Genomic DNA, 12,391 nt, shown 5'->3' with positions numbered 1-12,391 from the left:
ACCGCTTCGAAAGGACTTGAGAACCAGCAATGGCCGACGAGAACACTCCCGCGACCACTGAACCCACCGAGGAAGAGCCCACCCTGCGCATCGAGCCCGTCGGGCTCGAGACGGAGATGCAGCGCTCCTACCTCGACTACGCGATGTCCGTCATCGTCTCGCGTGCGCTGCCGGACGTGCGGGACGGCCTGAAGCCCGTGCACCGCCGCGTCCTGTACGCCATGTACGACGGCGGGTACCGGCCCGAGAAGGGCTTCTACAAGTGCGCCCGCGTCGTCGGTGACGTCATGGGTACGTACCACCCGCACGGCGACTCCTCGATCTACGACGCCCTGGTGCGCCTGGCCCAGCACTGGTCGATGCGCATGCCGCTCGTCGACTCGAACGGCAACTTCGGCTCCCCGGGCAACGACCCGGCCGCCGCGATGCGGTACACCGAGTGCAAGCTGATGCCGCTGGCCATGGAGATGGTCCGGGACATCGACGAGGAGACCGTCGACTTCCAGGACAACTACGACGGCCGCAACCAGGAGCCGACGGTCCTGCCGGCGCGCTTCCCGAACCTGCTGGTCAACGGCTCGGCCGGCATCGCGGTCGGCATGGCCACCAACATCCCGCCGCACAACCTGCGCGAGGTCGCCGAGGGCGCCCAGTGGTACCTGGCGAACCCGGAGGCCTCGCACGAGGAGCTCCTGGACGCGCTGATCGAGCGCATCAAGGGCCCCGACTTCCCGACCGGCGCGCTGGTCGTGGGCCGCAAGGGCATCGAGGAGGCGTACCGCACCGGGCGCGGCTCCATCACGATGCGCGCGGTCGTCGCGGTCGAGGAGATCCAGAACCGCCAGTGCCTGGTGGTCACGGAGCTGCCCTACCAGGTCAACCCGGACAACCTCGCGCAGAAGATCGCCGACCTGGTCAAGGACGGCAAGGTCGGCGGCATCGCGGACGTGCGGGACGAGACGTCCTCGCGCACCGGCCAGCGCCTGGTGATCGTCCTGAAGCGGGACGCGGTCGCCAAGGTCGTCCTGAACAACCTGTACAAGCACACTGACCTCCAGACCAACTTCGGCGCCAACATGCTGGCGCTGGTCGACGGCGTGCCGCGCACCCTCTCGATCGACGCGTTCATCCGCCACTGGGTGACGCACCAGATCGAGGTCATCGTCCGGCGGACGAAGTTCCGGCTGCGCAAGGCCGAGGAGCGGGCCCACATCCTGCGCGGCCTGCTCAAGGCGCTCGACGCGATCGACGAGGTCATCGCGCTGATCCGGCGCAGCGACACGGTCGAGGTCGCGCGCGAGGGCCTGATGGGCCTGCTCTCCATCGACGAGATCCAGGCCAACGCCATCCTCGAGATGCAGCTGCGCCGGCTCGCCGCCCTGGAGCGCCAGAAGATCGTCGCCGAGCACGACGAGCTCCAGGCGAAGATCAACGAGTACAACGCGATCCTCGCCTCGCCCGAGAAGCAGCGCATGATCGTCAGCGAGGAACTGGCGGCGATCGTCGACAAGTTCGGCGACGACCGGCGCTCGGCCCTGGTGCCGTTCGACGGCGACATGTCCATCGAGGACCTGATCGCCGAAGAGGACATCGTCGTCACCATCACCAACGGCGGCTACGTCAAGCGCACCAAGACCGAGGACTACCGCTCGCAGAAGCGCGGCGGCAAGGGCGTACGGGGCACCAAGCTGAAGCAGGACGACATCGTCGACCACTTCTTCGTCTCCACCACGCACCACTGGCTGCTGTTCTTCACCAACAAGGGCCGCGTCTACCGGGCCAAGGCGTACGAACTGCCGGACGCCGGGCGCGACGCGCGCGGCCAGCACGTCGCCAACCTGCTCGCGTTCCAGCCGGACGAGAAGATCGCCCAGATCCTCGCGATCCGCGACTACGACGCGGCGCCCTATCTGATCCTGGCCACCAAGGCCGGTCTGGTGAAGAAGACGCCGCTCAAGGATTACGACTCGCCCCGTTCGGGTGGTGTCATCGCCATCAATCTGCGCGAGACCGCGGACGGCGGCGACGACGAACTGATCGGCGCGGAGCTGGTGTCGGCCGAGGACGATCTGCTGCTCGTCAGCAAGAAGGCGCAGTCCATCCGCTTCACGGCGACCGACGACGCGCTGCGTCCGATGGGCCGCGCCACCTCCGGCGTCAAGGGCATGAGTTTCCGCGAGGGAGACGAACTGCTCTCGATGAATGTCGTCCGGCCCGGTACGTTCGTGTTCACCGCAACCGATGGCGGGTACGCGAAGCGCACCCCCGTCGACGAGTACCGCGTCCAGGGTCGCGGCGGCCTCGGCATCAAGGCCGCCAAGATCGTGGAGGACCGGGGCTCGCTGGTCGGCGCGCTGGTGGTGGAGGAGACGGACGAGATCCTCGCCATCACGCTCGGCGGCGGTGTGATTCGTACGCGAGTCAACGAGGTCAGGGAGACGGGCCGTGACACCATGGGCGTCCAACTGATCAACCTGGGCAAGCGCGATGCCGTGGTCGGTATCGCCCGTAACGCCGAGGCGGGCAGCGAGGCCGAAGAGGTCGACGGGGCCGACGACGCCGAGGTCGCTACTGCCGAGGCTGCTGCCGAGGGCGCCCAGCCCTCGGCCGGGGAGCACGAGGAGTAAAGCGTGAGTGGAGCCACGGGCGCCGGAGCGGCCGCTTCCGGAGCGAACGGTGCCCGTGGCCCTGCCGCGGACTCCCAGGGGGTAACGGTGACGGACACCCGAGGGCCACAGGCCCGCACGGAGTACGAGGGCGGGGCACTGCCCGGCGAGCGCGAGAAGACGGCGTCCGGCGGTCAGCAGCCCTATCACCCGCCGCAGGCCTATCCCGCGCCGCAGCGCAGCGCGGAGGGCGTGCGCAAGCCGCGCACCGGGGCGCGTACGACGCCCCGGACGCGCAAGGCGCGCCTGCGGGTCTCCAAGGCCGACCCGTGGTCGGTCATGAAGGTCAGCTTCCTGCTGTCCATCGCGCTCGGCATCTGCACGGTGGTCGCGGCCGCGGTGCTGTGGATGGTCATGGACGCCATGGGCGTCTTTTCCACGGTCGGCGGCACGATCAGCGAGGCCACGGGCTCCAACGAGTCCAACGGCTTCGACCTCCAGTCCTTCCTGTCGCTGCCGCGGGTGCTGCTCTTCACCTCGGTCATCGCGGTGATCGACGTGGTGCTCGCCACCGCGCTGGCGACGCTCGGCGCCTTCATCTACAACCTCTCGGCCGGTTTCGTGGGCGGCATCGAGCTCACGCTGGCCGAGGACGAGTAGCCGCAGTTCACGGCCGCTCGGTCATCGATTTTGGGACTGGCCGTCCCGTGCGCTAATCTTCAGAGGTCAGCGCGCGGGACATCCCGAAAAGCGCGGCGGGGCTATAGCTCAGTTGGTTAGAGCGCATCCCTGATAAGGATGAGGCCACAGGTTCAAATCCTGTTAGCCCCACAGTGACGAAGACCCCCGAGGCGAAAGCCCGGGGGTCTTCGGCGTTTCCCGGGGCCCTGGGGTGCCGGGCATGGACACCCCGCCCCTGTACTTCCACCGGGACTGTCTCGAAGCCGTCCGCGCGGGGCGCAGGACCAAGACCGTGCGTTTTTGGGATCCGGTGCGCGTCGGCCCGGTGGACCTGGTCTTCGAGCTGGACGAGGACGTGGTGGCGCCCGGCGTCGTCACCGAGGTGCTCGCGAGGAAGGCCGACGACCTGACCGAGCGGGACGCGGTGGCCGACGGCTTCCGCGATCTCGCGGAACCGCGCGACCGGCCGCGCCACCCCTGCCCGGCCGTCCTGCCCGCCGATGACCTCGCCGTCGTGCACGTGCGTCCGGTCGGCACCGGAACGCTCTGAACGCCCCGAAGGGCCGCGTTCGGGCGGCCGGGGACACCGAAGAGCCCGGCAACTCGGGGGAGTTGCCGGGCTCGCAGCTCGGGCGGAGCGGGGTGGGTCAGGGGGACGGGGCGTCGGCCCCGGCCGGGTCCTCGGGCTCTTCGGCGGTGTTGTCGCCGCCCGCCGACTGGTCCTCGGCCGTGTCAGGAGTGTCGGCGCGGTGGCGCGAGGAGGGCGAGGAGCCGTGGGCCTCGGCGCGGATGCGCTGCTTCATCGTGGGTGGCAGTGCGGACGCGGCGGGCAGGGCCCAGCGCACGGTCGGCGCAACGGAGGTGGCCGGTTCGCTCCGGTTGTACGTCGCGTCGTGCTGCGGTACGGAGGTCGTGGCGGCGGTGGCCTGGCTCGCCAGGCCGAGGAAGGCGAGGAGGGCGACGAGCGCCCCGATGAGTGCGGTCCACCAGGTCGTGAGCTTGCTGGTTGCCATGACGTCCTCGCTTCTTCCGTGAGCTGTGTGTGCTGTTGGCTTGCCCGAATTGCGTTGTATCCGATGATGTGCGGGGGCCATGCTCGTGGCGAGGAGCGACGCACCGTATCGGCGGATCTTCCGATGAACTACACACGGATGGAGCATCACCGATTGATATCGATCGGTGTGTATAGTCGGGCGGCAGAGGTCCCTTACGTCAAGGAAAGACGAGGTCGCGCGGTGAAGAAGCTTCTCCTGGTCGCACTGGCCGCCATCGGCGGGCTCCTCGTGTACCGCCAGATCCAGGCGGATCGCGCCGAGCAGGATCTGTGGACGGAGGCGACCGACTCCGTGCCCGCAGGTTCGGGTGTGTGAGACCGAAAGACCCGGTTGCGAAGCCCCGGCCACTGTGGTGGCCGGGGCTTCGTGCTGTCCGGGGGCATGCCCCGGGCACGGTTGAGTTCACGTGAGTGAAGAGCTGACTTGCGAGGGCAAAGGTGGGGCGGGGCGACGTGAGGTCGAGGCGGAGCGGGTCCGGGAAGACGGCACGAAGGATCGGGGCGGTCGCGGCCGCGCTCGGTGCGCTCCTGGCGGCGCCGGGGCCGGTGCGGGCGGCCGGGCAGCCGCCCGCGTACCGGTTTCCCGAGGGCGTCCAAGACGTGTCGGGCGGCGCGACGAGCACCGACGGGCCGGTCCTCAAGGCCGGCGCCGCCTACAGATCGGTGATCAGGCCCGGGGGCAAGCTCTATTTCCGGCTGATTCTGGACGGCGAGAACGACGCCTACGCCTCCGCGGCCGCCCTGCCCGGGCCGACCGGCGCGAAGCTCGCCTACGGCGACTCCATCAAGGTGTCGCTCCAGAACGCCGACGGCGACGACTGCGACTCCCAGCGGCGTTCCATCGGCTCGGCGCAGTACCCGCACCCCATCGCCGCCTACGCCTATCGGGGCGTGCGCGGGAGCCTGTCGACCTGTCAGAAGCCCGGCACCTACTCGATGGTGGTCGAGCGCGCGAGCGATCCCGCCTCCACGCGCTCGGACTGGGGGCTCGACCTGCGCTACACGACGGAGCCTGCTCGCACCGGGTCCGGTCCGAGCACGGCACCCTCCGGCTGGCCCTCCGCGTCACCGGCGCCGCCGACCGGTACCCCGCGCGGCGCCCGTGGCGGCACCGGCTTCCACGACGCGCCCGGCCTGACCGGCGGGCGGTGGAGTGACACGATCCGCCCGGGCGAGACCCTCTTCTACCGGGTGCCTCTCGACTGGGGCCAGCAACTCTTCGCCCAGGGAGGTCTGGGCGGCCTCTCGGCCGCGAAGGACGGCTACGTCGGCACCGCGCTCTCCCTCCAGCTCTACAACCCCGCCTGGGGCTTCGTCTCCGGGGCGTCGGCGCCGTACGAGGGCAAGGAGCGGGAGGCCGCGCTCGATCCGGTCGCGCCGGTCGCGTACGAGAACCGGTACTCGACCACCGACGAGGTCTCGACGATGCGGGTCAGCGGCCCCTACTACCTGGCCGTCTCCCTCAGCCCCGAGGTCGGCCAGACCTTCGGGGACGGGCCCTACGACCTGACGCTGGGGCTGACCGTGCGGGGCGCCGCGCGGTCCGGTCCGCAGTACGCGGGCCGGGCGCCCGATTTCGGCGCGGGCGCCTCCTCGGCGGGCGACGGCTCGATGAGGCTCCTCGCGGCCCTCGGGATCGGCACGGGCACGGTGCTGGTGGCCGGGCTCGGGGTGTGGACGCTGGTGGCCCGCCGACGCGCGGCCGCCGCCCCCGGACCTCAGGGATTCGGGCCGCCGAACGCCTGGTAGCCGGCGGCTCAGGCCTGGGTCAGCGCCCAGATGCCGACGGCGAAGCACACCAGGGCCACCAGGAGCACCGGCACCGCGACCTTGGCGGGCGGCCCCGGCCGAGGCGAGGAAGGCACGAAAGAGGCGCCCTGGACGGGAACTTGGGGCACGGCAGCCGCATGCGGATACGGCGCCGTGTACGGGGTCGTCGCGGGGGTCGGCGGGGTCCGCTCGTACGGCGGCGGCCAGGCGGCTGCCGGTGCCTGCGTGGGAGGGGTGGGCGGCTGCGGCGGGGGCGCGGGAAAGCTCCCCGTGCCGGGGCCGAGGACGGAGGGGGCCTGACCGGACATCGCCGTACCGGGCGCCAACTGGTGGCTCGGCGCCATCTGTTGGGGCACGGGCCGTCCCGGGTTCCCGTACGCGTCCGGCGCGGGGCCGCCCTCCACCTTCGCGGAGGCGGACGGCTCGGGGGCGGACGGCTCGGGGGCGGGGGCGGGGCGTTCGGGGCCGTCGGCGGCGAAGCCGGGCGGCAGCGGGCCGATCTGGTCGAAGACCTCGACGGGCTCCTCGTCCGGATCCTGCTCCGGCAGCAGCTCCACCGCCGAAGCCAGTGCCTTGCGCGCCCCGGTGGCCGTGCGGAACCGGTTCTGCGGCTGGGGCTGGAGCAATCCCGCGAGGACCTGCCAGAGCGGCTCGGGGATGCCCTGAGGGGCGCTGGGGGTGCCGTGGGCGGCGAAGTGCTCGACGAGGGCCCGCGCGTCCGGCTTGCTGCCCTCCAGGAGGTACAGCGCGACCAGGCCGACGGCGAACAGGTCGGCGGCGAAGTCGGGTTCGGCGCCCATCATCTGCTCGGGGGCGAAGTAACCGGGCGTCCCCACCACGTAGTTGGTCTCGGTGAGGCGCGGCTCGCCCTTGCGCATCGAGATGCCGAAGTCCGACAGGCGCAGATGCGGGCGGCCGCTTCCGGTGGCCTCCAGCAGGATGTTGGCCGGTTTGATGTCGCGGTGGACGACGCCCTCCGCGTGGACGGCGGCGAGACCGGCGAGGAGCTGGTCGAGGAGCGTGCACACGAAGCGGTGCGGCAACGGCCCGTAGTCGCCGATGAGATGGGCCAGCGAGCCGCCGCACACCAGGTCCATGGTGAACAGGACCTGGTCGTCGTCGGCGGCCCAGCTGGCGGGCGCGAGGACGTGCGGGTGGTCGATCCTGAGGGCCTGCTCGCGGACGAACCGCAGCAGGGTGTGGGCGTCGCTCTGCTGCAGCACCTTCGCCGCCACATAGCGGCGGCGGCGCCGGTCCCAGGCGCGCCAGACGGCTCCGGCCCCGCCCCGTCCGACCGGATCGACCAGCTCGTACCGACCGGCGAAGACCTCGCCCACCCGACGCTCCCCAGGATCGATCGGACCGTTGTCAGCTCTGGTGCGACTCGTAGTGCGAGACCGCCTCGGCGGTGCGCCCGGCGCCGTACACCCGGAGGAACTCTGCCAGTTCGGGGTGGGCGGGGGCGAGGGTGTCGGCGGCGGCGATGATGTCCCCCGCGGCCGCCACGGAACGCAGCAGCGACTGGATCTCGCGCACCACGCGCCGCACCGTCGGCGCGCCCGAACTGGACGTGGTCTGCCCGGTGTTGGTCAGCACCGAGCCTCCCTGCGACTTCTTGATCTCTTCCATCCGGTCGGTGGCCTCCACGGCGCTCACACTGCCGTCGGCGACCTGCCCCGCGAGGTCCTGGAGCGCCTGGACGCGCTGCACCACGGCCGGATTGCCGATCTTGGCCCGCTGCCCGCTCATCAGCTGCGACAGCATGGGCGCCGAGAGCCCCAGAACAGCGGCGAGCCGGGCCTGGTTGAGCCCGAGGTCGTCTATGAGCCGGCGAAAGAGCGCCCCCAGCGGCTCCCCGTACCAGCTCCGCTGAAGCTCCCTGGCTCTGGCGGTCGCTTCCTGCTGTGCTGCGTCCATTGCGCGTCTCCCCATCGCTTCCCCATTGAGGCCGCTTCACGGGTGCGAACCTCGACGAGCATCTTACGGAGAGTGGTCGTTCACCGGGAGTCCCAATCCTTTTGCGAGATCCCCGGTTCCACCCGGTACTCTGGTCCCGCAACACCCCGTCCGGGGCCTTAGCTCAGTTGGTAGAGCGCTGCCTTTGCAAGGCAGATGTCAGGAGTTCGAATCTCCTAGGCTCCACGTCAAAAGAGGCCCCCTGACCAGCGCAGACGCTGGTCAGGGGGCCTCTTTCGCTCTCCTCGGCGGGGCGGACGCCCGGGTTCCGCACGCGCGGACGAGGAGCGCCCGGGGGCCTGGGGGCAGGCCGCCGGGCGCTCCTCGTGGTGCTCCGCCGCGCGTCAGCTCCGCTCGTCGCGGTCGGCCGCCTCCGCCGCGGCCTGCTTGGCCTGGACCTCGGGGTCCAGGACCTCGGTGGAACTGCCGTCCACCGAGGCGAGCGGGGGCCGGTCCGCGACCTCGGTCGGCTCCGGCGGCTCGACCAGCCAGTCCGGGTTGGCCTGCTTGTCCCACCAGCGCCACGCGGCGTACGCGCCGCCCGCGAGGATGCCGAACACCAGGAAGCCCTTGGCGGCGCGGGCCGCCCGGGCCTGGCGCCGGTGCTTGCGCGCGAGCTTCTCGATCTCCTTCGTCGTCACCTGGCCGCGCAGCGCCGCGAGGGCCGCCGCCGAACGGGCCATGGCCTCCTCGCGCAGGGGCTGGGCGGCGGCGACCGCCTGCTCCACGCGCGGGGCCGCGTAGTCGGCGGCCTGCCGGGCGGCCCGGCGCGAGCGTTCCGCCGCCTGGTGGGCGACCTCGTCCATCTTCGACGGGACGCGCGGCGCGACATGGGCGTCGTACTGCTGGCGGGCCTGGGTGCGGGCCTGGGCCGCGGCCTTCGACACCTTCGGCGCGACTCGTACGCGCGCTTCCTGCGCATAGTGCTGGGCGTACTGTGCGGCCTGCTGCCTGGCCGAGTCGGCGTAGGGCGCCACCACTTCCGCGGCGTGCAGCACGCTCTCCTTCGCCGTTCCGGTTGCGGCGCGCACGCTCTCCATGCGGGTCACGTGATCCTCCTCCTTGGTGGCGGTTCGGTATGTCGCCTTTCCACCCATCTCGAAATCATGCCTGTCCTGCGGGTACCCGGCATGTGCGGAAAGGCATCCGGGTGGGCGTCGCGTCTTTGAAGCGGATGGGGGCGCGGTGCGGGAGGGAGCTCGTCGACGACGATGCCACGGTTGCGGCCAGTACGGCACCGTTCAGCGGGTATCTGGCGGTAACCGGGCACTTTCCCGTCCTCGGGGGCGGTCCGTGCGAGGATCGGGGGACGTCCGTGCAGACCACCAAGGAAGGCAGATCGTGGCCGAGCAGCTTTACGCCACCCTGAAGACCAATCAGGGCGACATCGAAATTCGGCTCCTGCCGAACCACGCACCCAAGACGGTCAAGAACTTCGTGGAACTCGCCAAGGGCGAGCGCGAGTGGACGAACCCGGCCACCGGCGAGAAGACCACCGCCCCGCTGTACGACGGCACCGTCTTCCACCGCGTGATCAGCGGCTTCATGATCCAGGGCGGCGACCCGCTGGGCAACGGCACCGGCGGCCCGGGCTACGAGTTCGCCGACGAGTTCCACCCGGATCTCGCCTTCGACAAGCCGTACCTGCTGGCCATGGCCAACGCCGGTCCGGCCACCAACGGCTCGCAGTTCTTCATCACCGTGTCGCCCACCGCGTGGCTGACCCGCAAGCACACCATCTTCGGCGAGGTCTCGACGGACGCCGGCCGCAAGGTCGTGGACGCCATCGCCGCCGCCAAGACCAACCCGCGCACCGACCGCCCGGTCGACGACGTGATCATCGAGTCGGTCGTCGTGGAGAGCCGCGAAGGCTGAACTCCGGCTCCGCAGGGAACCATTCCGCCCCGCCCGTCCGTATGACGAGCGGGGCGGAGCTGCTGCACGAGGACGAGGGAGCCCGATGAACCAGGACCAGGACGAGGCGCGGCAGTCGAGCCTGCCCAGCTGCTACCGGCACCCCGGCGTGGGGACCGGCATCACGTGCACCCGCTGCGAGCGCCCGATCTGCCCCAGCTGCATGATCAGCGCGTCCGTCGGCTTCCAGTGCCCCGACTGCGTCCGCTCCGGCTCCGGCACCGGCCACGCCCCGACGGCCAACCGGCCGCGGACGGTGGCGGGCGGGGTGCTGGCGGCCGGCGACCCGCAGCTGCTCACCAAGATCCTCATCGGGATCAACCTGGCCGCGTTCCTGGTGCAGGAGGTCGTCGGGTTCCGGTTCACCGGCGCGTTCTACCTGCTGGGCGGGTGGCCGGTGCAGGGCTTCGACGGCGTGCAGGGTGTCGCCGAGGGGCAGTGGTACCGCCTGCTGACCTCGATGTTCCTGCACGGCGGCTACGCCCACATCGCGTTCAACATGCTCAGCCTGTGGTGGCTCGGCGGGCCCCTGGAGGCCGCGCTCGGCCGGGCCCGCTATCTGGCCCTGTACTTCGTGTCGGGCCTGGCGGGCGGCGCGCTGACGTATCTGCTCGCCGCCCCCAACGAAGCCTCGCTCGGCGCGTCCGGCGCGATCTTCGGCCTGTTCGGTGCCATGGCAGTGCTGATGCGGCGGATGAAGTACGACATGCGGCCGGTCATCGGGCTGCTCGTGGTCAACCTGATCATCACGTTCACGTGGTCGGGCATCGCCTGGCAGGCCCATGTGGGCGGCCTGGCCGCGGGCGTCCTGGTCGGCGTCGGCATGGTCCACGCCCCGGCGCAGCGGCGGGCCCTGGTGCAGTGGGGCAGCTGTGTCCTGGTGCTCGCCGTCTCGGTCGCCCTCGTGCTGATCCGTACGGCCCAGCTCACCTGACGGGGCCGGTCCGGCCACCGTGGGTACGAGCTTTCCCCAGAGTTGTCCACAGTGGGTGCCCGCTCTTGTGCACCGGGTGGGGAACGCCCGCGCCCCTCGCTCCTGACCTGGTGGTTTCCAGGCGGGGCAAGGGGCGCGTGAGACGGTGAGCCCGGCGGAACCAGTCACACCGGCGTCAACCTTCCGGAAGTTATCCACAGATCGTCTGAGTTATCCACTCCCCGTGGATAGCGCTGTGGATAACTAGGGGCAGAGCTTGCTTTCGCCGCTCCTCACTCTTCGCGCGGCGCGCTACTTCCACTGCGTGGACACGCCGAAGCCACCCGCGATGAAGCCGAAGCCGACGACGATGTTCCAGTTGCCGAGCGCCTTGAGCGGCATGTCGCCCTCGGTCACATAGAAGAGGACGATCCAGGCGAGCCCGATGAGGAAGAACGCCAGCATCACCGGGGCGACCCAGCCGCGGCTGCCCAGTTTGATGGCGGTCGCCTGCTTGGCGGGCGGCGGCGTGAAATCGGCCTTCTTGCGGATACGTGACTTCGGCACGAGGAACTCTCCTGTCGATGCGCTGCGTGACCGCGCAGGGAACTGTGGCGGCGCCGGGGGACGGGACTGCGGGGGAAGCCTCCCCCAAGCGTCCGTTAGCGTAGTGCTTCCGTGGCGCCGAAGGAGATAAGGGTACGTTGAGCAATTCTGCCGACTCCCCCGACGGGGTCCCCGAACAGCCCCGGCGCCGCCTGCGGGCCCGCCCCGTGCGGCTGCTCTCCGCCGCCGTGTTCGCACTGGCCGGCCTCATCTTCGTCACCAGCTTCAACACCGCCAAGGGCACCAACATCCGCACCGACGCCTCCCTCCTGAAGCTGTCGGACCTGATCAGCCAGCGCGACCACAAGAACAAGGAACTCGGCGACTCGACCGCCGCGGTACGCAGCGACGTGGACGCGCTCGCCCAGCGCGACGACGGTTCCACCAAGGCCCAGGACCAGCTCCTCAACGGCCTCAAGGACGCCTCGGGCACCGCTCCCGTCTCCGGCAGGGCGCTGACCGTCACCCTCAACGACGCCCCGCCCAACGCCACCGCCGCCCCCGGCTACCCCACCCCGCAGGCCAACGACCTCGTCATCCACCAGCAGGACCTGCAAGCCGTGGTCAACGCGCTGTGGCAGGGCGGCGCCCAGGGCATCCAGGTCATGGACCAGCGCCTGATCGCCACCAGCGCCGTCCGCTGCGTCGGCAACACCCTGATCCTCCAGGGCCGCGTCTACTCGCCCCCGTACAAGATCACGGCGGTCGGGGACACCGGGAAGCTGCGCGGGGCGCTCAACGCCTCCAAGGCGATCCAGAACTACCAGCTGTACGTGAAGGCCTACGGGCTCGGCTGGAAAGTCGACGAGCACAAGACGATGACTCTCGCGGCGTACTCGGGCACAGTGGATCTCCACTACGCGAAACCGGTGCAGTAGCGGCGCGGGAGGG

General features: G+C 70.6%; 13 protein-coding genes and 2 tRNA genes. 10 read left to right on the top strand and 5 right to left on the bottom strand.

What is annotated here, in order from left to right; translation table 11 throughout:
• The first annotated feature begins 29 nt into the window (after nt 1-29).
• From gyrA to AC07F3_RS14210, 4 genes are all read left to right on the top strand, one after another.
• Nucleotides 30-2,627 (top strand): DNA gyrase subunit A, encoded by a 2,598-nt coding sequence (gene gyrA / locus AC07F3_RS14225; RefSeq protein ID WP_469839950.1) that lies wholly within the window; start codon nt 30-32, stop codon nt 2,625-2,627.
• An 87-nt stretch (nt 2,628-2,714) separates the two neighbouring features.
• Complete coding sequence (locus AC07F3_RS14220) at nt 2,715-3,266, top strand: DUF3566 domain-containing protein (protein WP_479113787.1); 552 nt, start codon at nt 2,715-2,717, stop codon at nt 3,264-3,266.
• Between the two features lie 97 nt (nt 3,267-3,363).
• Nucleotides 3,364-3,437: transfer RNA gene (locus tag AC07F3_RS14215), tRNA-Ile, on the top strand.
• Nucleotides 3,438-3,507: 70 nt separating this feature from the next.
• Nucleotides 3,508-3,837 (top strand): ASCH domain-containing protein, encoded by a 330-nt coding sequence (locus tag AC07F3_RS14210; protein WP_479113785.1) that lies wholly within the window; start codon nt 3,508-3,510, stop codon nt 3,835-3,837.
• A gap of 97 nt (nt 3,838-3,934) precedes the next feature.
• On the opposite strand, the gene AC07F3_RS14205 is transcribed toward AC07F3_RS14210, so the two are convergent.
• A complete protein-coding gene (locus AC07F3_RS14205) occupies nt 3,935-4,300 on the bottom strand; it encodes a DUF6344 domain-containing protein (RefSeq protein ID WP_479113783.1) in 366 nt (121 codons plus the stop codon).
• A gap of 222 nt (nt 4,301-4,522) precedes the next feature.
• Between AC07F3_RS14205 and AC07F3_RS14200 the strand changes: the two genes are divergently transcribed.
• Entirely contained in the window at nt 4,523-4,657 is a 135-nt protein-coding gene (locus AC07F3_RS14200) for a DLW-39 family protein (protein ID WP_003958712.1), read from the top strand.
• Nucleotides 4,658-4,794: 137 nt separating this feature from the next.
• The gene (locus tag AC07F3_RS14195) at nt 4,795-6,090 is read left to right on the top strand and encodes a hypothetical protein (RefSeq protein ID WP_479113781.1); all 1,296 of its coding nucleotides are present in this window, start codon (nt 4,795-4,797) and stop codon (nt 6,088-6,090) included.
• A gap of 8 nt (nt 6,091-6,098) precedes the next feature.
• Here AC07F3_RS14195 and AC07F3_RS14190 read toward each other — a convergent pair whose 3' ends face one another.
• Together AC07F3_RS14190 and AC07F3_RS14185 are read right to left on the bottom strand one after the other, a co-directional pair.
• A complete protein-coding gene (locus AC07F3_RS14190; RefSeq protein WP_479113779.1) occupies nt 6,099-7,448 on the bottom strand; it encodes a serine/threonine-protein kinase in 1,350 nt (449 codons plus the stop codon).
• A 31-nt stretch (nt 7,449-7,479) separates the two neighbouring features.
• The gene (locus tag AC07F3_RS14185; RefSeq protein ID WP_388972318.1) at nt 7,480-8,028 is read right to left on the bottom strand and encodes a helix-turn-helix domain-containing protein; all 549 of its coding nucleotides are present in this window, start codon (nt 8,026-8,028) and stop codon (nt 7,480-7,482) included.
• A gap of 152 nt (nt 8,029-8,180) precedes the next feature.
• On the opposite strand from AC07F3_RS14185, the gene AC07F3_RS14180 reads away from it, so the two are divergent.
• Nucleotides 8,181-8,253 (top strand) — tRNA-Ala (locus tag AC07F3_RS14180).
• Between the two features lie 158 nt (nt 8,254-8,411).
• On the opposite strand, the gene AC07F3_RS14175 is transcribed toward AC07F3_RS14180, so the two are convergent.
• Nucleotides 8,412-9,164, bottom strand: a complete 753-nt coding sequence (locus AC07F3_RS14175; RefSeq protein WP_479113777.1) for a DUF5324 family protein — start codon at nt 9,162-9,164, stop codon at nt 8,412-8,414.
• A 244-nt stretch (nt 9,165-9,408) separates the two neighbouring features.
• Between AC07F3_RS14175 and AC07F3_RS14170 the strand changes: the two genes are divergently transcribed.
• Together AC07F3_RS14170 and AC07F3_RS14165 are read left to right on the top strand one after the other, a co-directional pair.
• Complete coding sequence (locus AC07F3_RS14170; RefSeq protein ID WP_479113775.1) at nt 9,409-9,942, top strand: peptidylprolyl isomerase; 534 nt, start codon at nt 9,409-9,411, stop codon at nt 9,940-9,942.
• A gap of 85 nt (nt 9,943-10,027) precedes the next feature.
• Entirely contained in the window at nt 10,028-10,915 is an 888-nt protein-coding gene (locus AC07F3_RS14165) for a rhomboid family intramembrane serine protease (RefSeq protein WP_479113773.1), read from the top strand.
• Between the two features lie 291 nt (nt 10,916-11,206).
• On the opposite strand, the gene crgA is transcribed toward AC07F3_RS14165, so the two are convergent.
• Nucleotides 11,207-11,461, bottom strand: coding sequence for a cell division protein CrgA (gene crgA / locus AC07F3_RS14160; protein ID WP_100575579.1), 255 nt, complete (start codon nt 11,459-11,461; stop codon nt 11,207-11,209).
• A gap of 137 nt (nt 11,462-11,598) precedes the next feature.
• Between crgA and AC07F3_RS14155 the strand changes: the two genes are divergently transcribed.
• Nucleotides 11,599-12,378, top strand: coding sequence for a DUF881 domain-containing protein (locus tag AC07F3_RS14155; RefSeq protein ID WP_479113771.1), 780 nt, complete (start codon nt 11,599-11,601; stop codon nt 12,376-12,378).
• Nucleotides 12,379-12,391 lie beyond the last annotated feature (13 nt).

It is taken from the genome of Streptomyces sp. NPDC045846 (assembly GCF_056431605.1).
This window is presented reverse-complemented; position numbering and strand designations above follow the sequence as displayed.

Coding starts and splice junctions, on each gene's coding strand:
- gyrA (WP_469839950.1), top strand. CDS start 30: ATGGCCGACGAGAACACTCCCGCGACCACTGAACCCACCGAGGAAGAG.
- AC07F3_RS14165 (WP_479113773.1), top strand. CDS start 10,028: ATGAACCAGGACCAGGACGAGGCGCGGCAGTCGAGCCTGCCCAGCTGC.
- AC07F3_RS14185 (WP_388972318.1), bottom strand. CDS start 8,028: ATGGACGCAGCACAGCAGGAAGCGACCGCCAGAGCCAGGGAGCTTCAG.
- AC07F3_RS14175 (WP_479113777.1), bottom strand. CDS start 9,164: ATGGGTGGAAAGGCGACATACCGAACCGCCACCAAGGAGGAGGATCAC.
- AC07F3_RS14205 (WP_479113783.1), bottom strand. CDS start 4,300: ATGGCAACCAGCAAGCTCACGACCTGGTGGACCGCACTCATCGGGGCG.
- AC07F3_RS14210 (WP_479113785.1), top strand. CDS start 3,508: ATGGACACCCCGCCCCTGTACTTCCACCGGGACTGTCTCGAAGCCGTC.